This is a genomic window from Isoptericola jiangsuensis (genome assembly GCF_048320105.1).
Taxonomy (GTDB): domain Bacteria; phylum Actinomycetota; class Actinomycetes; order Actinomycetales; family Cellulomonadaceae; genus Isoptericola; species Isoptericola jiangsuensis_A.
Window position 1 is genome coordinate 957,503 of sequence record NZ_CP182942.1, and the last position, 16,787, is coordinate 974,289.

17 protein-coding genes are annotated in these 16,787 nt (G+C 74.3%); all 17 read right to left on the reverse strand.

Annotation, left to right across the window (positions count from 1 at the left end):
- Positions 1 to 41: 41 nt before the first annotated feature.
- The 17 genes from ACNHYB_RS04530 to ACNHYB_RS04610 all read right to left on the reverse strand — a co-directional run bounded on the left by ACNHYB_RS04530 (position 42) and on the right by ACNHYB_RS04610 (position 16,769).
- Positions 42 to 971 carry an RluA family pseudouridine synthase gene (locus tag ACNHYB_RS04530; RefSeq protein WP_418277197.1) on the reverse strand — a complete coding sequence of 310 codons (930 nt, stop codon included), beginning with the start codon at positions 969 to 971 and terminating at the stop codon, positions 42 to 44.
- Positions 968 to 1,732: a signal peptidase II gene (gene lspA, locus ACNHYB_RS04535; RefSeq protein ID WP_418277198.1), complete on the reverse strand. Its 765-nt coding sequence runs from the start codon at positions 1,730 to 1,732 to the stop codon at positions 968 to 970. Before lspA ends, ACNHYB_RS04530 begins: the two co-directional genes overlap by 4 nt.
- 19 nt (positions 1,733 to 1,751) lie before the next feature.
- Positions 1,752 to 2,213: a TraR/DksA family transcriptional regulator gene (locus ACNHYB_RS04540; protein ID WP_418277199.1), complete on the reverse strand. Its 462-nt coding sequence runs from the start codon at positions 2,211 to 2,213 to the stop codon at positions 1,752 to 1,754.
- A gap of 125 nt (positions 2,214 to 2,338) precedes the next feature.
- Positions 2,339 to 2,971 (reverse strand): DivIVA domain-containing protein, encoded by a 633-nt coding sequence (locus ACNHYB_RS04545; protein ID WP_418277200.1) that lies wholly within the window; start codon positions 2,969 to 2,971, stop codon positions 2,339 to 2,341.
- 181 nt (positions 2,972 to 3,152) lie between these two features.
- Positions 3,153 to 3,443 carry a YggT family protein gene (locus ACNHYB_RS04550; RefSeq protein WP_418277201.1) on the reverse strand — a complete coding sequence of 97 codons (291 nt, stop codon included), beginning with the start codon at positions 3,441 to 3,443 and terminating at the stop codon, positions 3,153 to 3,155.
- A gap of 74 nt (positions 3,444 to 3,517) precedes the next feature.
- Positions 3,518 to 3,994, reverse strand: coding sequence for a cell division protein SepF (locus ACNHYB_RS04555; protein WP_418277203.1), 477 nt, complete (start codon positions 3,992 to 3,994; stop codon positions 3,518 to 3,520).
- A gap of 80 nt (positions 3,995 to 4,074) precedes the next feature.
- Positions 4,075 to 4,881: a peptidoglycan editing factor PgeF gene (gene pgeF / locus ACNHYB_RS04560; RefSeq protein ID WP_418277204.1), complete on the reverse strand. Its 807-nt coding sequence runs from the start codon at positions 4,879 to 4,881 to the stop codon at positions 4,075 to 4,077.
- On the reverse strand, positions 4,878 to 6,194 hold the full coding sequence (gene ftsZ, locus ACNHYB_RS04565; RefSeq protein ID WP_418277205.1) for a cell division protein FtsZ: 1,317 nt from the start codon (positions 6,192 to 6,194) through the stop codon (positions 4,878 to 4,880). The genes pgeF and ftsZ overlap by 4 nt, the downstream gene beginning before the upstream one ends.
- A 167-nt stretch (positions 6,195 to 6,361) precedes the next feature.
- Positions 6,362 to 7,249: a cell division protein FtsQ/DivIB gene (locus ACNHYB_RS04570; protein WP_418277206.1), complete on the reverse strand. Its 888-nt coding sequence runs from the start codon at positions 7,247 to 7,249 to the stop codon at positions 6,362 to 6,364.
- Positions 7,250 to 7,377: 128 nt separating this feature from the next.
- The gene (locus ACNHYB_RS04575; RefSeq protein ID WP_418277207.1) at positions 7,378 to 8,394 is read right to left on the reverse strand and encodes a UDP-N-acetylmuramate--L-alanine ligase; all 1,017 of its coding nucleotides are present in this window, start codon (positions 8,392 to 8,394) and stop codon (positions 7,378 to 7,380) included.
- Positions 8,286 to 8,885: a Mur ligase domain-containing protein gene (locus ACNHYB_RS04580; protein WP_418277208.1), complete on the reverse strand. Its 600-nt coding sequence runs from the start codon at positions 8,883 to 8,885 to the stop codon at positions 8,286 to 8,288. Before ACNHYB_RS04580 ends, ACNHYB_RS04575 begins: the two co-directional genes overlap by 109 nt.
- The gene (murG, locus tag ACNHYB_RS04585) at positions 8,882 to 10,024 is read right to left on the reverse strand and encodes an undecaprenyldiphospho-muramoylpentapeptide beta-N-acetylglucosaminyltransferase (RefSeq protein ID WP_418277209.1); all 1,143 of its coding nucleotides are present in this window, start codon (positions 10,022 to 10,024) and stop codon (positions 8,882 to 8,884) included. Before murG ends, ACNHYB_RS04580 begins: the two co-directional genes overlap by 4 nt.
- An 11-nt stretch (positions 10,025 to 10,035) precedes the next feature.
- Entirely contained in the window at positions 10,036 to 11,280 is a 1,245-nt protein-coding gene (locus tag ACNHYB_RS04590) for a peptidoglycan glycosyltransferase FtsW (RefSeq protein WP_418277210.1), read from the reverse strand.
- Between the two features lie 8 nt (positions 11,281 to 11,288).
- Positions 11,289 to 12,674, reverse strand: a complete 1,386-nt coding sequence (gene murD, locus ACNHYB_RS04595; RefSeq protein WP_418277211.1) for a UDP-N-acetylmuramoyl-L-alanine--D-glutamate ligase — start codon at positions 12,672 to 12,674, stop codon at positions 11,289 to 11,291.
- Between the two features lie 17 nt (positions 12,675 to 12,691).
- Positions 12,692 to 13,774 carry a phospho-N-acetylmuramoyl-pentapeptide-transferase gene (gene mraY / locus ACNHYB_RS04600; RefSeq protein WP_418277213.1) on the reverse strand — a complete coding sequence of 361 codons (1,083 nt, stop codon included), beginning with the start codon at positions 13,772 to 13,774 and terminating at the stop codon, positions 12,692 to 12,694.
- Positions 13,771 to 15,177, reverse strand: coding sequence for a UDP-N-acetylmuramoyl-tripeptide--D-alanyl-D-alanine ligase (locus ACNHYB_RS04605; protein ID WP_418277214.1), 1,407 nt, complete (start codon positions 15,175 to 15,177; stop codon positions 13,771 to 13,773). The genes mraY and ACNHYB_RS04605 overlap by 4 nt, the downstream gene beginning before the upstream one ends.
- Complete coding sequence (locus tag ACNHYB_RS04610; RefSeq protein ID WP_418277215.1) at positions 15,174 to 16,769, reverse strand: UDP-N-acetylmuramoyl-L-alanyl-D-glutamate--2,6-diaminopimelate ligase; 1,596 nt, start codon at positions 16,767 to 16,769, stop codon at positions 15,174 to 15,176. The genes ACNHYB_RS04605 and ACNHYB_RS04610 overlap by 4 nt, the downstream gene beginning before the upstream one ends.
- Positions 16,770 to 16,787 lie beyond the last annotated feature (18 nt).

Below are 16,787 nucleotides of genomic sequence, written 5' to 3' on the forward strand. Positions count from 1 at the left end.
GGATCGCCTCACCGTGGCAAGGCTCACCCGCGCCCGCGGGCTCAGCGGTAGGCCGAGCGCACCGTCTCCAGCGCCTGCTCCAGGTCCTGCGGGTACGTCGACCCGACGACCACGTCCTGGCCGGTGACCGGGTGCGTGAACCCGAGCCGGACGGCGTGCAGCCACTGCCGTCCCAGCCCCGTGCGCGAGGCGAGCACCGGGTCCGCACCGTAGGTGAGGTCGCCCACCAGCGGGTGGCGCAGCGCCGCGAGGTGCACGCGGATCTGGTGGGTGCGCCCGGTCTCCAGGTGCACCTCCAGCAGGGAGGCGGCCGGCAGCATCTCGAGGACCTCGTAGTGGGTCACCGACGGCTTGCCGTCCGCCACGACGGCGAACCGGTAGTCGTGGTGCGGGTGCCGGCCGATCGGGGCGTCGATCGTGCCCGTGGTCGGCTCCGGGTGCCCCTGCGCGAGCGCGTGGTAGACCTTGTCGACCGTGCGCTCCTTGAAGGCCCGCTTGAGGCCGGTGTACGCGGCCTCGCTCTTGGCGACGGCCATCAGACCCGACGTGCCGACGTCGAGGCGGTGCACGATGCCCTGCCGCTCGGCCGCGCCCGAGGTGGAGATCCGGTAGCCCGCCGCGGCCAGCGCCCCCACGACCGTCGGGCCGGTCCAGCCCGGCGACGGGTGCGCGGCGACCCCGACCGGCTTGTCCACCACGACGACGTCGTCGTCCTCGTAGGCGATCCGCATGCCCTCGACCGGCTCGGGCACGACCTCGACCGGGGACCTGGCGTCGGGGACGTCGACCTCGAGCCAGGCGTCGGCCAGGAGGCGGTCGGACTTGCCGGCCGGCCGGCCGTCGACCCGCACCGCACCGGCGGCGGCCAGCTCGGCGGCCTGGGTGCGCGAGAAGCCCAGCATGCGCGCCAGCGCGACGTCCACGCGCTCGCCGGCCAGACCGTCGGGCACGGGCAGCGCACGCAGGCTCATGACGTCGCCCCGCTCCGGGCGGTTCCCCCGTCCGGGCCGTCCGAGGACCCGGGCTCGTCGTCAGGGCCGTCGTCAGGGCCGTCGTCAGGACGGCCGACCGGGTCGCCGTCGGCACCGCCGTCAGGGTCGTCGGGGTCGCCGTGGCGGGTGCCGTCGAGCGCGACCCCCCGGAACGAGAGCAGGATGATCAGGCCCGCGGCGACCACGATCGCGATGTCGGCGACGTTCCCGACGAAGAAGTCGTAGTAGGCGATCATGTCGACCACCTCGCCCTTGGCGAACCCGGGCTCCCGGAACAGCCGGTCGAGGAGGTTGCCGAGCGCGCCACCGAGCAGCAGGCCCAGCGCCACCGCCCACCCCACGGACCCGATGCGTCGCATCGCCCGGACGATGACGACGACGACACCCACGACGACGAGGGTGAGGATCCAGGTGTACCCGCCCGCGATCCCGAGCGCCGCCCCCTCGTTGAAGACCAGCGTGAGACCGAGCAGGTCCCCGACCAGCGAGATGCGCTCCCCCACGGTGAGCGCCTCGAGGGCCCACCACTTGGTCAGCTGGTCGATGACGAGGACGACGGCGGCCAGGCCGAACGCCGCGGCACCCAGCCGGCGACGCCGCGCCGCGGAGACGCCGGCCGGTGCCGTCGCCCGGTCGTGCTCGGTGCGCGCACCGTCGCCGGGCAGATCGTGGGAGGTCACCCGGGGGGTGTCGGGAGAGGTCTCGTGGGCCGGCTCGCCGCCGGCAGGACTCGTGGACATCGGGGGCGAGTCTACGGCTCTAGCGACGCTCCTCGCGCGCCTTCGCCTCGACCGACAAGGTCGCCCGCGGGAAGGCCTGCAGCCGGGCCTTGCCGATCGGCGCGCCCGAGATCTCGCACGTCGCGTACGTGCCGCTGCGGATGCGCGCCAGCGCGTGCGTGGTCTGGGCCAGGAGGTCGCGCAGGTTGTTGACCAGCGTCAGCTCCTGCTCGCGCTCGAGGGCGCTCGAACCGTAGTCCGCCTGGTCGTCGCCGGCGCCGTCCCCGGAGTTGCGCAGCAGGTCGCTCAGCTCGGCGTCCGCCGCGGCCAGCTCCTCGGTGAGCCGGTCCTTGTCGTCGAGGAGGAGCACCGCGAGCTCGGTCACCTCGGCGAGGGTCCACGGTTCCTCGCCCGGACGCACGGGAAACTGCTTGACGTCCCGCGCGAGGTCGGGAAACTCCTCGCGGACGGTCGCCCGCTGGGTGGTGGAGATCTTGGCCATTCGCAGCCCTTCAGTTCGTCGAGGTGCCCGAAGCGTAAGGGCGCACAGCGGCCCGCACAACAGCACGCGCCACGAGGGGCGCATGGGCGGTGCGGGCCGGACCGTGCGCGGTGTGATCCGAGAGGTCAGAGGTCCTTCGAGCGACCTGCGCCGGCGTTCTGGCGCTGCGGCGGGAGCGCCGAGCCCCGGGCGTCCAGGTCGCCGAGCAGGTTCTGCAGGAAGCTCTTGAGGCGCGTGCGGTAGTCCCGCTCGAAGAGTCGCAGCTCGTCGATCTTGCGCTCGAGGAGCGACCGCTCCTGCTCGAGCTGCGACAGCGTGCGGTGGCTGGTCTCCTCGGCCTCCCGCACGATGCGGCTGCCCTCGGTCTTCGCCTCGGTGATGAGGCGGTCGCCCTCCTCCTGACCGGAGCGGACGTAGTCGTCGTGGAGCTTCTGGGCGAGCTGCAGCATGCCGGTCGCCGACTCGGGCTCGGCGTGCGGCTTCTCCGCCGCGGCCGCCACCGGCGCGGGGGCGACCTGCGGGGAGAGGTCGGGCTTCTCCGTCGACTGCTGGGCGGCCTCGTTGCGGCTCAGCTCCGCCACGCGCCGCTCGGCGGCGGCGAGCTTCGAGCGAAGGTCCTCGCTCTCCTCCTGCACCGAGGTGAGCGTCCGCACCACTTCGTCGAGGAAGTCGTCGACCTCTTCGACGTCGTAGCCCTCACGGAACTTCGTCGCCGAGAACTTCTTGTTGAGGATGTCCTCTGCCGTCAGCAGTGCCATCGTGTCACCTCGTTGCGGTTGCGCGGTCCAGTGCACGGACCCGGAGCGTCCGTGGATGACCACGGTAGCGGACCGCCGTCGAGGCGGCCTTTTCGAATCCGGGCGCACACGGTGTCTTCACACCTCGGTCCCCCGACGCGCTCGACTCGGGTGGCCTGCGTCACGCGGGCGGCGGTCGGGCTCAGCGCGAGAGCCCGTTGGCGATCTGCAGCAGGATCGACGTGGCGAGGAACAGGACCAGGAAGGCCAGGTCGAGGCGCACCCGACCGAGGGTCAGTGGCGGGATCAGCCGGCGCAGCAGCCGCAGCGGCGGGTCGGTGACGGTGTAGACCGCCTCGGCGATCACCAGCACCAGTCCACGCGGGCGCCAGTCGCGCGCGAAGACCTGCACCCAGTCGAAGACGAGGCGCACGATCAGGCAGATCATGAACAGCAGGAGGACGAGGGCGACGAGGCCGAAGATCACGCTCACGCCTGCAACCTACCGGACGCACGACGCGCGGCCCGGGGGGCGTGCCCGGACCGCGCGTCGTGATGCGTGGACAGCTAGCTCTGGTTGTAGAAGGCGCCCGTGCGACCGTCGGGCCGCTTGGTGGCGACCTGCTCCTCGCTGGCGATCTCCACGTGCTCGGGAGACAGCAGGAAGACCTTGTTCGTCACGCGCTCGATCGACCCGTGCAGGCCGAAGATCAGGCCGGCGGAGAAGTCGACGAGCCGCTTGGCGTCGGCGTCGTTCATGTCCGAGAGGTTCATGATGACGGGCGTGCCGCCGCGGAACGCCTCGCCGATGAGCCGCGCGTCGTTGTAGGAGCGCGGGTGGATGGTGGTGATCCGACGCAGGTCCCCGCCGGCGTAGGCCCCGGCCGGCGCACCGTCACGGTGCAGCGGCGTGACCTCGGCCTGGTAGTCGTCGTCACGCACCGGCTCCAGCTCCTCGTCGTACTCCTCGAGGTACTCCCCGTCGGGGCGCTGGTCGTCCGCCAGCCCCAGGTACAGCATCGTCTTGCGAAGCGCTCCGCCCATCGCCCTGCTCCGTTCGTCGGTACGTCAGTGACTTGACGGTAGCGACGCCGGCGCGGTAAGCGGTGCGCGACACGCCGAGGTCACCCGAGGACGACGACACCGGCCTGACGCCCGGTGACCTCACCCGCGGCGGTGGCTCGGCGGTGGGAGAAGAAGTCCGGGTCCGTACGGGTGCACCTGTCCACCCGCACCGCAGCGACCCCCCGAGCGGCCAGCCGGGCGAGAACGCCCGCCGGCAGGTCGAGCGCCGCAGTGCCGTGCTCGGTGCTCGACCACGTCTGCGCCACGACGGCGCTCACCTCGTCGCGCATCGCCTCGGGGACCTCGTAGCACGTCCCGCAGACCGCGGGCCCGACGGCGGCACGCAGCCCCGTCGTGCTCGCGCCCTGGGCGAGCAGCGCGTCCACCGCGCGGTCGACGACCCCGGCGACGAGCCCGCGACGTCCCGCGTGCGCGACGCCGACCACCCGGGCGACAGGGTCCGCGAGCACGACCGGAACGCAGTCCGCCACCAGCACACCGAGCCCGAGGCCCGGCTCGGCGGTGACCAGGGCGTCCGCCTCGCCCGCGCTCGACGGCGGCGCGGCGGTCCACTCCGCACGCTCCTCGGGTCCCAGGACCAGGACGTCGTCGCCGTGCACCTGGGTGGAGTACGCCACGGGCGCACCGACCCACCCCTCGAGCAGGTCGCGGTTGCGGCGCACCCGGGCCGGCTCGTCGCCGGTGGAGGTGGCGAGGTCGAGCGACGCCCAGGGCGCCGGCGAGACCCCGCCGTGGCGGGTCGTGAAGCCGGCCACGACGCCCGGGCCCAGGTCGACGCGGAGCAGGCCTGCACCGAGATCGGCGGGCAAGAGCGCCTCCTGGTCCCAGGTGGCCGACGAGGTCACTTGAGGAAGTCGGGGACGTCGAGGTCCTCGGCGGGCCGCGCCTGGTCGACGACGCGCGGGACGTCGACCGGACGCTCGACGGTGACGCCCTCTCCCACGCCGTCCTCCACGACCGTGAAGGCGGGGCGGGCGTGGGCACCCACGGGCTCGAGGCTCGCGGGCACGTCGTCGGGCTCGGCGGGGATGGGCCGCGGACGGACCGGGTCCGCCGCGGGGACGGGGGCCGTGGCGGGCGAGGCGCCGTGGCCGGAACCGCTCGGCGGCGCCGGGGGCCGCCCGCCGGCGTCGGACATCGTGGGCACGACGCGTGCCGGCGCGGCGCCGGCGACCTGACCGAGCGCGCGGGAGTCCTCCCGCTGCTTGGGCGAACCGCCGTCGAACCCGGCCGCGATGACGGTGACCCGGACCTCGTCGCCGAGAGCGTCGTCGATGACGGTGCCGAAGATGATGTTCGCCTCGGGGTGGGCGGCCTCCTGGACGAGCCGGGCGGCCTCGTGCACCTCGAACAGTCCCAGGTCGCTGCCGCCCTGGATCGAGAGCAGCACGCCGTGCGCACCGTCGATCGAGGCCTCGAGCAGCGGCGAGGAGATGGCGAGCTCGGCGGCCTGCACCGCGCGGTCCTCGCCGCGGGCCGAGCCGATGCCCATCAGGGCGGACCCCGCCCCCTGCATCACGGACTTGACGTCCGCGAAGTCGAGGTTGATCAGGCCCGGGGTCGTGATGAGGTCGGTGATGCCCTGGACGCCGGAGTGCAGCACCTGGTCGGCGGAGTGGAACGCCGCGATCGCGGACACGTTGCGGTCCGACATCGACAGCAGGCGGTCGTTCGGGATGACGATGAGGGTGTCGACCTCCTCGCGGAGCGCCTCGATGCCCTGCTCGGCCTGGACCGAGCGGCGACGTCCCTCGAACGTGAAGGGCCGGGTCACCACCCCGACGGTCAGCGCGCCCAGGGAGCGGGCGATCTTCGCGACGACCGGTGCGCCGCCGGTGCCCGTGCCGCCACCCTCGCCGGCGGTGACGAAGACCATGTCGGCGCCGCGCAGGACGTCCTCGATCTCCTCGGCGTGGTCCTCGGCGGCCTTGCGACCGACCTCCGGGTCCGCGCCCGCCCCGAGTCCCCGGGTGAGCTCGCGCCCGACGTCGAGCTTGACGTCGGCGTCCGACATCAGCAGCGCCTGGGCGTCGGTGTTGATGGCGATGAACTCGACACCCTTGAGGCCGACCTCGATCATGCGGTTCACGGCGTTCACGCCGCCACCGCCGATGCCGACCACCTTGATCACTGCCAGGTAGTTCTGCGGAGTTGCCACGTCGTTGCCTCTCGGGTCGTTCGGGTCCTGACCGCCCCAACCTTCAGGTTATAGTTGAGGGTTAGAGTTATGTCAGATTGCTGCTGTCCACGACGGTAGGTCGCGGATCGCGACCGCGGCCGCACGTGCCCCGGCGTGTCGCGTGCGGACGTCCCACACTCACCCCGTCACCGGGTCACCGGCATCTCCGGCGAGGACACGTCGATGACGCTCGCGCCGTCGGCGATCTTGCGCAGGCTGCGCACGACCTCCACCTTGAGCTCCAGTCGGTCAGCACCGCCCCAGCGCACGCTCGCACCGTCCTGCAGCACCGTCTGGACGTCGTCCTGGGTCCGGGCGCTGACCTCCTCGACCTGACCGGCCAGCTTCGGCGGCAGCGCCGACACCACCGCCAGCGCCGCGCGAAGGGTCGCCGCCGAGCCGTCGAGCGGGACGGAGACCACCGGCAGGTCCTCGGGCGCGCCCGACAGCTCGTCCAGGCGGACGCCCTCGTCGTCGAGCAGGACGTACCGCCCGTCGTCCGGGACCGCCGCCACCGGCACGCGGGAGGTGAGGGACACCGTGATCCCGCGCGGCCACGACCGGTCCACCGCCACGTCCTTGACGCCCGGCACCTGCAGGATCTGCTCGTCGAGCGCCCCGGTGTCCACCCGCGGCAACGGCGTCCCGGACTCCTCGAGCACCAGCGCTCGCACGGCGTCGGCGTCGACCGAGGGCTCCGCGCCGGTGACCACCACCTCGTCGGCGTCGAGGGCGAAGAGCTCCGACCACCCGGCGGCCCATGCGGCGGCGCCGACGACGACGAGACCCAGCACGGCCAGCAGGGCGGTGCGCCACGAGCGGTGGCGACGCATCGCCGAACGCTCGGCCAGCCGGTCGGCCATCGCGGTGGACACCCGCGGCGACGCCGAGCCCGATCCCGCCTTGCCCGATCCCGCCGAGCCCGGTCCTGCCGGCCGGCGCCCGCGCCCGGCGGCCGAGGACGCCGAGGCCGACGAAGCCGGAGCCGGCGAGGCCGCGCTGCGGGCCGAGGGCACGACGTCGGGCGAGGCCACGCTCGCCACCGCCGTCGACGTCCGCCGCCGCCCGGCCCCAGGACGCCCGCCCTGCGGCCGCTCGGAGCCGCCCGCACCGTCGACTCCCGCCGGTCGGGCGGGAGTCCGTGGGCGAGGTGGAGGACGCATCACCCCATCGTCTCGCCCGGACCCGGGACCCCCGGGTCCGCCACGCCGGTCCGGGCCGCCAGATCGGCCAGGACCACCGGACCCAGCTCGGTCACGTCGCCGGCACCCACGGTCAGCACCAGGTCGCCCGGACGGGCCAGGGCCGCCGCCCGGTGCGCTGCCTCGAACCGGTCCTCCACCGCGTGCAGCCGGTTCCCGGACCGGGTGCGGACCGGACGGTCCGTGATGGTCCGCGCGTCGACCGTCGGGTCGACGTCCTCCCGCGCCCGGTAGACGCCCGTCACGACGACCTCGTCGGCGAGCGCCAGCGCCTCGGCGAACCGGTCGGCGAAGGTCCGGGTCCGCGAGTAGAGGTGGGGCTGGAACAGGACGACGATCCGACCGTCGCCGGCCACCGGTCGGGCGGCGCGCAGCAGGGCCTCGACCTCCGTGGGGTGGTGGTCGTAGCTGTCGAAGACCCGGACCCCGTCCGCCTCGCCCTTGGGCTCGAACCGCCGACCCGTGCCCACGAACGTGGACGCGGCGACGAGCGCGGCCTCGGGGGCGGCCCCCAGCAGCACCCCGACCACGACGGCGGCCGTCGCGTTGAGCGCGTTGTGCAGCCCGGGGACCTCCAGGTGCAGCGGGAGCGTGCGCTCCCCGAGCGGGCCGCCGGAGACGACGGCGCGCGTCGTGGCACCGTGCACGACCACGTCACGGACGACGACGTCGGCGTCCACCGACGTCCCGTAGGTGAGCACCTGGCCGCCCCCGGCCCGGTACCGCGCGGCCAGCCGCGCCGCACCCTCGTCGTCCGCGCAGGCCACGAGCCACCCGCCCGGGACGATCCGCGCGGCGAACTGCTCGAAGGCCCGCTCGAACACCTCCTGGGAGCCGTAGTGGTCGAGGTGGTCCGCCTCCACGTTCGTCACCACGGCGATCGTCGGCGCGTAGTTGAGGAACGACCCGTCGGACTCGTCGGCCTCCGCGACCAGCACGTCCGAGGCCCCGGTCCGGCCGCCGGGCGTGGACCGCACGACGTCGCCGTCGCGCAGCAGGACGTTCCCCCGATCGCGTAGGACGGGTCGATCCCGCACGCCGCGAGGACCGTCGCCGTCATCGCCGACGTCGTCGTCTTGCCGTGGGCACCGGCGACGGCGACGCTGCGACGACCGTCCATCAGTCGGGCCAGCGCCTGGGAGCGGTGCAGGACGCGCAGGCCGGCGCCGCGGGCGGCGGCCAGCTCCGGGTTGGACTCCCGCACGGCGGACGACACCACCAGGGTGTCCACCACCGGGACGCCGTCCGGTCCCACCACGTGGGCGGCGTCGTGCCCCACCCAGACCGTGACGCCGTCGGCACGCAGCGCGTCCAGCGCCGGGCCACCGGCGGCGTCGGACCCCTGCACCGGGACGCCCGCGGCCGCCAGGAGGCGGGCGACGACGGACACGCCCGCGCCGCCGACGCCGACGAGGTGGACCCGGCCGAGCTCGGCGAGCCCCGGACCGGGCCCGTCACCCGGGGTCACGACGCCGCCCCGGCGGCCGCCGTGACCATGTCCGCCATCCGTGCGGCGGCGTCGCGCACGCCGACGCTGCCCGCGGCGGCCGCCATCGCCGCGAGGCGGTCCTGGTCGCCCACGAGGGAGGGCACCTGCGCGGCGACCCAGGCCGGGGTGAGGTCGGCGTCGTCGACGACGACCCCGCCCCCGGCCTCGACGACCCCCGTCGCGTTGAGCCGCTGCTCGCCGTTGCCGATCGGCAGCGGCACGTACACGGCCGGCAGGCCCAGCGCGGCGAGCTCGCACACGGTGCCCGCGCCGGAGCGCGCCACGACCAGGTCGGCCGCGGCGAGCGCCAGGTGCATCTGCGACAGGTACTCGCGCACGTGGTAGCGGGAGGTGTCGTGGGTCTGCGCGAGCGCCCCGACCGTCGTGCGGACGTCCTCGTCCTTGCCACGGCCGGTGAGGTGCACCACCTGCAGCCCGGCGGCGAGCAGCTCGCCGGCGGCTCCGGCCACCGCGCGGTTGACGTTCAGCGCGCCGGAGGACCCTCCGGTGACGAGCACCGTGGGCAGGTGGGGGTCGAGTCCGAGCTCGCCGGCGGCCCGCGTCCGTGCGGCCGCCGGGTCTGCCTCGCGCTCGGCGACCAGCGCGGCGATCTCCGCCCGCAGCGGCAGGCCGACGGTGACGGCCCCGGGCAGCGAGGTGCCCGGGAAGGTCGCGCCGACGGCGGCCGCCCAGCGGGCCCCGAGACGGTTCGCGAGGCCGGGGCGGGCGTTCTGCTCGTGGATCACCACCGGCACCCCCCGACGCCGCGCGGCGAGGTAGGCCGGGGTGGACACGTACCCGCCGAACCCGACGACGACCCGCGCGCCGATCTCGTCGATGGCGGCCTCGGCGGCACGCACGGCGCCGGTCAGGCGTCCGGGCAGGCGCAGCAGGTCGGTGCTGGGGCGACGCGGCAGCGGCACCCTGGGGATCGCGCGCAGCTCGTAGCCGCGTTCCGGCACGAGGTCGGCCTCGAGCCCGGACTCGGTGCCCAGGACCAGGAACTTCGCCTGCGGCTCGCGCGAGCGCAGCTCGTCCGCGACGGACAGCAGCGGGTTGACGTGGCCGGCGGTGCCGCCCCCGGCCAGGACGACGGACAGTGGTTCGCTAGTGCTCACGGACCGTGACCCTACCGGGCGCGGCGACGGGACCGGCCGAGCACGGTCATCGACCGGCGCAGCACGCCGCGCCGTGCCGCGAACGCCTCGGCCGCGCCGGGCTCGTCGCGGGCGAACCGCATCACCATCCCGAGCGCCACCATCGCGGCGACCAGCGCCGACCCGCCGGCCGAGACCAGCGGCAGCGGCACCCCGATCACGGGCAGCAGCCCCACGACGACACCGATGTTGACGAACGCCTGGCCCACGATCCAGCAGGCGACGGCCGCCGTGGTGATCTTGACGAAGGGGTCCGGGTGCCGGCGCACCACGCGGGCCATCGCGATGCCGAGCACGCCGAACAGGGCCAGGACCGTCAGGGTGCCGAGCAGCCCGAGCTCTTCGCCGATGATGGAGAAGATGAAGTCGTTGTGCGCCTCGGGCAGCAGGCCCCACTTTTCGCGCGAGGCGCCGAGACCGACGCCGAACAGGCCGCCGGTGCCCAGGCCGTACATCCCGTGCAGGGACTGGTAGCACTCCCCCTGCCGGTCCGAGCACTCGTACACGGCCAGGATGCGTCCCATGCGGTCGCTGTTGCCGATGACGAAGAGGCCGACGACGGCGGCCGCGCCGATCGCGCCCCCCAGCGCCAGCATCTTCGCCGGCGCCCCCGAGACCCACAGCGCTCCGGCCACGAGCCCGGCCATCACCATCATGGTGCCGAGGTCGCGCCCGGCCAGCACCAGCCCCAGGACGAGGAGCGCCCCGGGGACGGCGGGCACGAACGCGTGCGCCCAGGAACCGAGCAGGTGCTGCTTGCGTCCCAGCACCGCGCCGAGCCACACCGCCAGGGCGAGCTTGCTGATCTCCGCCGGCTGCAGCGTGATGCCGGCGACGTGGATCCAGCCGGCGTTGCTGCCCTCGGCGCGCGACAGCGCGGGCACGAGCGTCAGCGCCTGCAGGGCGACGGCCGTGACGAGGGCCGGCCAGGCGAGCCCCTTGTACCAGCGGATCGGCAGCCGCATCGCCACGAGCATCAGGGGCAGCCCGATGACGGCGAACTTCGCCTGCTCGAGCCCGGCGGTGTACGGCGAGTCCCCGGCCGCGATGGAGGTGACGGTGGTGCTGGACAGCACCATCACCAGCCCGATGATCAGCAGCAGGCTCGTGGCCCCGAGCAGCAGGTAGTAGCTGGTGGCCGCCGAGTTCCACTGCCCGAGCCACGGCCGGTCGACCGGACGCCCGGCTGCGGGCCGCTTGTCGGTCGTGACCGCCATCGTGCTCCCTACGGCAGGTCCTGCACCGCCCGGGCGAAGGCCTCTCCGCGCGCGGCGTAGGACGTGAACTGGTCCATGGACGCGCCGGCCGGGGCCAGGAGCACGGTGTCCCCCTCGCGGGCGAGCTGCCGTGCCGTGGCGACCGCACGGCGCATCACCGTGCCAGTGTCCCCGGCGTCGACCACCCGCACGGGGATCTCGGGCGCGTGTCGGGCGAGCGCGTCCGTGAAGGGTGTCGGGTCGACCCCGATGACGACGGCCGCCGCCAGACGGTCCGCACGGGAGGCGACGAGGTCGTCGAAGCGTGCCCCCTTGGCCAGGCCGCCGACGATCCACACCGCGCTCCCGGGCGCGCACGCCGCGAGCGAGGCGGCCGCGGCGTGCGCGTTGGTGGCCTTGGAGTCGTCGACGTAGGTGACGTCGTCCAGCGTGCGGACGACGGCGGCCCGGTGCGCGTCGGGGCGGAACGCCCGCAGACCGTCGCGGACCGCCCGCGCCTCGACACCGTGGGCGCGCGCGAGCGCGGCGGCAGCGAGGGCGTCGGCGACCATGTGCGGCGGCGCGCCCTGCGGGCCGAGGTGGGCGAGGTCGTCGAGCGTGCCGAGCTCGGCGGCCGTGCGCGACCGGTCGCGGGCGTCGGGCGGCGCGTGGAAGGCCCGGTCGACCAGGACGTCCTCGACGAGACCGACCTGACCGGGACCGGGGGCGCCGAGCGTGAAGCCCACCGCCAGGGCACCCTCGGCGACGTCGGCGTCACGGACGAGGCGCTCGGTGACGGCGTCGGCCACGTTGTACACGCAGGCCACCTCGGCACCGGCGTAGATGCGCCCCTTGTCGGCGGCGTAGGCGTCCGCGGTGCCGTGCCAGTCGAGGTGGTCGGCGGCCACGTTCAGCACCGCCCCGGCCCGCACCGCCATCGTGCTGGTGTGGTGGAGCTGGAAGCTGGACAGCTCGACGGCGAGCACGTCGAGCGACGGGTCCGGGGCCGCCTGCAGCACGGGGGTGCCCACGTTGCCGACGGCGGCGGTGCGCAGCCCGGCGGCCGTCAGGATGGAGGCGAGCATCTGCACCGTCGTGGTCTTGCCGTTGGTGCCCGTCACCGCGAGCCACGGCGCACCGGCGCGCAACCTCCAGGCCAGCTCCACCTCGCTCCACACCGGCACACCGGCGGCGCGGGCCGCGAGGAGCAGCGGCGAGGACGGCGCCCAGCCCGGCGAGGCCACGACGACGTCCGCGTCGGCCACGACGCGGTCCAGGACCACGGGGTCCGTGGCGTCCGCCCCCCGGACGTCGGCGTCGTCGGCCCGGACGTCGACCGTGACCAGGGACGCCGCCCGCTCGTGCACGACCTGCGCCACGGCCCGTCCCGTCACCCCGAGCCCGGCGACGACCACGCGCCGTCCCTCCAGCGTCAACTGACGACCCACTCGGCGTAGAAGATCCCCATGCCGAGGGCGGCGAAGAGCCCGGCGACGAGCCAGAACCGGATGACGATCGTCACCTCGCCCCAGCCGGAGAGCTCGAAGTGGTGGTGCAGCGGCGCCATCTTGAACACGCGCTTCCCGGTCAGCTTGAACGAGCCGATCTGGATGATGTCGCTCAGCACGATGATGACGAACAGGCCGCCGATGATCGCGGCGAGGATCTCGGTGCGGGACAGGATCGACAGGGCGGCGAGCGCCCCGCCGAGGGCGAGCGATCCCGTGTCGCCCATGAAGATCTTCGCGGGGCTGGCGTTCCACCACAGGAACCCGAAGCACGCGCCCATGACGGCCGCGGACACGATCGCGAGGTCCTGCGGGTCGCGCACCTCGTAGCAGCCCGGACCGGCCGCGGCGAGCCGCTGGCAGGACTGGTTGAGCTGCCAGATCGCGACGAGCACGTAGGCGCCGAAGACGATGAGCGACGAGCCCGTGGCCAGGCCGTCGAGCCCGTCCGTGAGGTTCACCGCGTTCGACCACGCCGTGATGAGGAAGTTGGCCCACAGCACGAACAGGATCAGCCCGATCGTCGTCCCGGCGAACGCCAGGTCGAGGTTGGTGTCGCGCAGGAACGAGATCTTCGTCGAGGCCGGGGTGCGGGAGTTCTCGTTGGGGAACTGCAGCGCGAGGATCGCGAACGAGATGCCCACGAACCCCTGGCCGACGATCTTCGCCCGCGCGGTCAGACCGAGGGACCGCTGCTTGCGGATCTTGGTGAAGTCGTCGAGGAACCCGACCAGGCCGAGCCCCGTCATCAGGTACAGCGCCAGCAGCGCCGAGGCGCTGGGGGGCCGTCCGGCGAACACCATCGACACCGCGACGCCCACCAGGGTCGCCCCGATGATGACGACACCACCCATCGTGGGTGTGCCGCGCTTGGTGAAGTGCGCCGTCGGACCGTCCTGCCGGACGAACTGCCCGTAGTTGCGGCGCACGAGGAACCGGATGAACAGGGGCGTGCCCAGGAGCGCGACGAGCAGCGAGACCCCGGCGGCCGCCAGGACGGCGATCATGCGCGGGCCTCCACGAGCTCGTCGGCCAGGCGCCACAGCCCGCTGCCGTTCGAGGCCTTGACCAGGACGACGTCCCCGGGCTGCAGCGACGAGCCCAGCACCTCGCGTGCCGCGTCGAGGTCAGGCACGAACACCGACTCCTCTCCCCAGGAACCCTCCTGCAGCGCGCCCTCGTGGACGTGGTACGCGCCCTGGCCGACGACGACGAGCAGCTTGACGTTGAGCCGCACCGCGAGCCGGCCGATCGCGTCGTGCTCCACCCGCGAGGACTCACCGAGCTCCAGCATCTCACCGAGGACGGCGACGGAGCGACGGGTACGACCCGCCATCACCGCCAGCGTCCGCAGGGCCGCCCGCACGGAGTCGGGGTTGGCGTTGTAGGCGTCGTCGACGATCGTGACGCCGTCGGGTCGCTCGGTGACCGCCATGCGGTGGGGGCTCCGGGGCGTCGCGGCGGCGAGCCGCGTCGCCACCGTCGCCAGGTCCAGCCCCAGGCTCAGCGCGGCGGCCGCGGCGGCCAGCGCGTTGGTCACGTGGTGCGCCCCGACGAGGCGCAGCTCCACGGGTGCGGACGCACCGGCGTGCTCGAGGTCGAACGCCGCGCGGCCGTGCGGCACGACGACGTCGCGGGCGCGGACGTCGGCCGCCGGGATGGTCCCGAACGTCACCACGGACGCACCCGGGGCGGCGCGGTCCGCCATCGCCGCGACCCGGGCGTCGTCGACGTTGAGGAGCACCGTGCCGCCGGGGCGCACACCGGCGGCCATCTCGCCCTTGGTGCGTGCGATCGCCTCCACGTCGCCGAACCGGCCCAGGTGGGCGGTCCCCACGGCGAGCACGATCCCGACGTCCGGCGGGGCGATCCTGGTCAGGTCGGCGATGTTGCCCGGGGAGTCCGCCCCCATCTCCAGCACCAGGAGCCGGGTGGCCGCCGTGGCGCGCAGCACGGTCAGCGGCAGACCGATCTCGTTGTTGAACGACCCGGTGGGCACGATGATCGCCCCCGCGCCGACCTCCGGTGCGAGGAGCTGACCCAGCAGGTCCTTCGTGGTCGTCTTGCCGACGGAGCCCGTGACTGCCACGACACGCACGTCGCCCACCTCGCGCAACCTGGCCAGCACGGCCCGGGCCAGCTCCCCGAGCGCCGTGCGGACGTCCGGCACGACCACCGTGGGGACGCCGTCCAGCGGACGGGCCGCCAGGACCAGCGCGGCACCGGCCTCGTGGGCGGCCGCCGCGAAGTCGTGGCCGTCGACGTGCTCGCCCGGCAGCGCGACGAACAGCGCGCCCGCGCCGACCTCGCGGGAGTCGATGACCACGTCGGAGGTGACGACCGCGCCGGCGGCGCCGTGCAGCGTCCCGGACGTCGCGGCCGCGACCTCGGTGGCGGTGAGCTCGATCATGCTCCTGCGTTCCTCTCTTCGCGGGAGCGCAGCGCGGCGCGCGCCTCCTCGCGGTCGTCCAGCTCGAGGTCCTGACCTGCGACCTCCTGGATGGTCTCGTGGCCACGTCCCGCGACCAGCACGGTGTCGTCGGGGGCCGCGTCCGTCACGGCGCGGCGGATCGCCGCCGACCGCGGCGCCACCTCCACCAGCTCCACGACCCGGCCCCCGGCCCGTGCGGTGTCTCGGGCGGCCCGCGCCCCCGCCAGGACGGCGGCACGCACGGCAGCCGGATCCTCGTCGTGCGGGTCGTCGTCGGTGAGCACGACGACGTCGGCACCCTCGACGGCGGCGGCACCCATCGCCGGACGCTTGCCGGGGTCACGGTCGCCCGTGGCACCGAACACCAGGACGAGCCGCCCCGGCGTCGTCGGACGCAGGGCCGCCAGGGCCAGCTCGAGAGCGTCGGTGTTGTGCGCGAAGTCGACGATCACCCGAGGCGAGTCCACGCCGCCGGGCGAGACCACCTCCATGCGTCCCGGGACGTTCGCGCCCAGACCTCCGGAGGCATCGAGCGCTGCGGCCACGTCCGCCACGGGCACGCCGGAGGCGATCACCATCACCACAGCGAGCGCCGCGTTGGCGACGTTGAACGCGCCGGGCAGCGCGGTGCTGGTGCGCAGCGACCGCCCGTCGGTGTGCGTGACGGTGAAGGCCGACCCGGTGCCGTGCGGCACGACGTCGGTCACCGTCCAGTCGGCCTGCGGGGCGTTCGCGGCAGCCGGGGCCGTGCGCACCGTCTCGACCGGCACCGTCGCGATCGTCGCGAGCCGTTCGCCCCAGGCGTCGTCGACGACCACGACCCCGCGGCGCGACCGCTCGGGGGTGAACAGCTCGGCCTTGGCCGCGAAGTACGTCGGCAGGTCGCCGTGGAAGTCCAGGTGGTCCTGGCTGAGGTTCGTGAAGCCCGCGACGTCGTAGACCACGCCGTCGACGCGACGCATCGAGATCGCGTGGGAGGACACCTCCATGGTCAGGGTGTCGACCCCTCGCTCCCGCATCGCCGCGAGCAGGGCCTGCAGGTCCGCCGCCTCCGGCGTCGTCAGACGGCTGGGGAGGACCTCGTCGCCCGCGCGGGTCTCGACCGTGCCCACCAGTCCCCCGGTGCGACCCAGCGCCCGCACGAGGTGGTCGAGCTGGTAGGTCGTGGTCGTCTTGCCGTTGGTGCCCGTGATCCCGAAGGTCGCCAGGGCCTCGGCCGGCGCACCGTGCACCCAGGCCGCCAGCGGCCCCAGGACCGTGCGCGGGTCGGGAGCCACCAGGACGGGCACGCCGACGTCGGTGAGCAGGGCGGCTCCGTCGTCGTCGGTCAGCACCGCGCGCGCACCGCGCGCGACCGCGTCGCGGGCGTGCCGGGCGCCGTGCACCCGCGCGCCGGGCAGCGCGACGAAGAGATCGCCGTCGACGACCACGCGGTTGTCGCTCGCGACGGCCGAGACCTGGGTCTCAGGGGGGACAGGGTTGGCGCTGACCAGGTCGAACGCGGCCGCGAGGTCGCGCAACGACCTCGCCTCGGGCGCCGCGGGTCGGATGCGTCCGATCGGGGATGTCACGGGAAGAACCTACCTGCT

What these genes read in the sequence shown, in the direction of transcription:
- ACNHYB_RS04555 (WP_418277203.1), bottom strand. Translation starts at nt 3,994, where the DNA reads ATGGGCGGAGCGCTTCGCAAGACGATGCTGTACCTGGGGCTGGCGGAC.
- ACNHYB_RS04545 (WP_418277200.1), bottom strand. Translation starts at nt 2,971, where the DNA reads ATGGCACTGCTGACGGCAGAGGACATCCTCAACAAGAAGTTCTCGGCG.
- ACNHYB_RS04530 (WP_418277197.1), bottom strand. Translation starts at nt 971, where the DNA reads ATGAGCCTGCGTGCGCTGCCCGTGCCCGACGGTCTGGCCGGCGAGCGC.
- mraY (WP_418277213.1), bottom strand. Translation starts at nt 13,774, where the DNA reads ATGATCGCCGTCCTGGCGGCCGCCGGGGTCTCGCTGCTCGTCGCGCTC.
- ACNHYB_RS04590 (WP_418277210.1), bottom strand. Translation starts at nt 11,280, where the DNA reads ATGGCGGTCACGACCGACAAGCGGCCCGCAGCCGGGCGTCCGGTCGAC.
- ACNHYB_RS04540 (WP_418277199.1), bottom strand. Translation starts at nt 2,213, where the DNA reads ATGGCCAAGATCTCCACCACCCAGCGGGCGACCGTCCGCGAGGAGTTT.
- ACNHYB_RS04605 (WP_418277214.1), bottom strand. Translation starts at nt 15,177, where the DNA reads ATGATCGAGCTCACCGCCACCGAGGTCGCGGCCGCGACGTCCGGGACG.
- lspA (WP_418277198.1), bottom strand. Translation starts at nt 1,732, where the DNA reads ATGTCCACGAGTCCTGCCGGCGGCGAGCCGGCCCACGAGACCTCTCCC.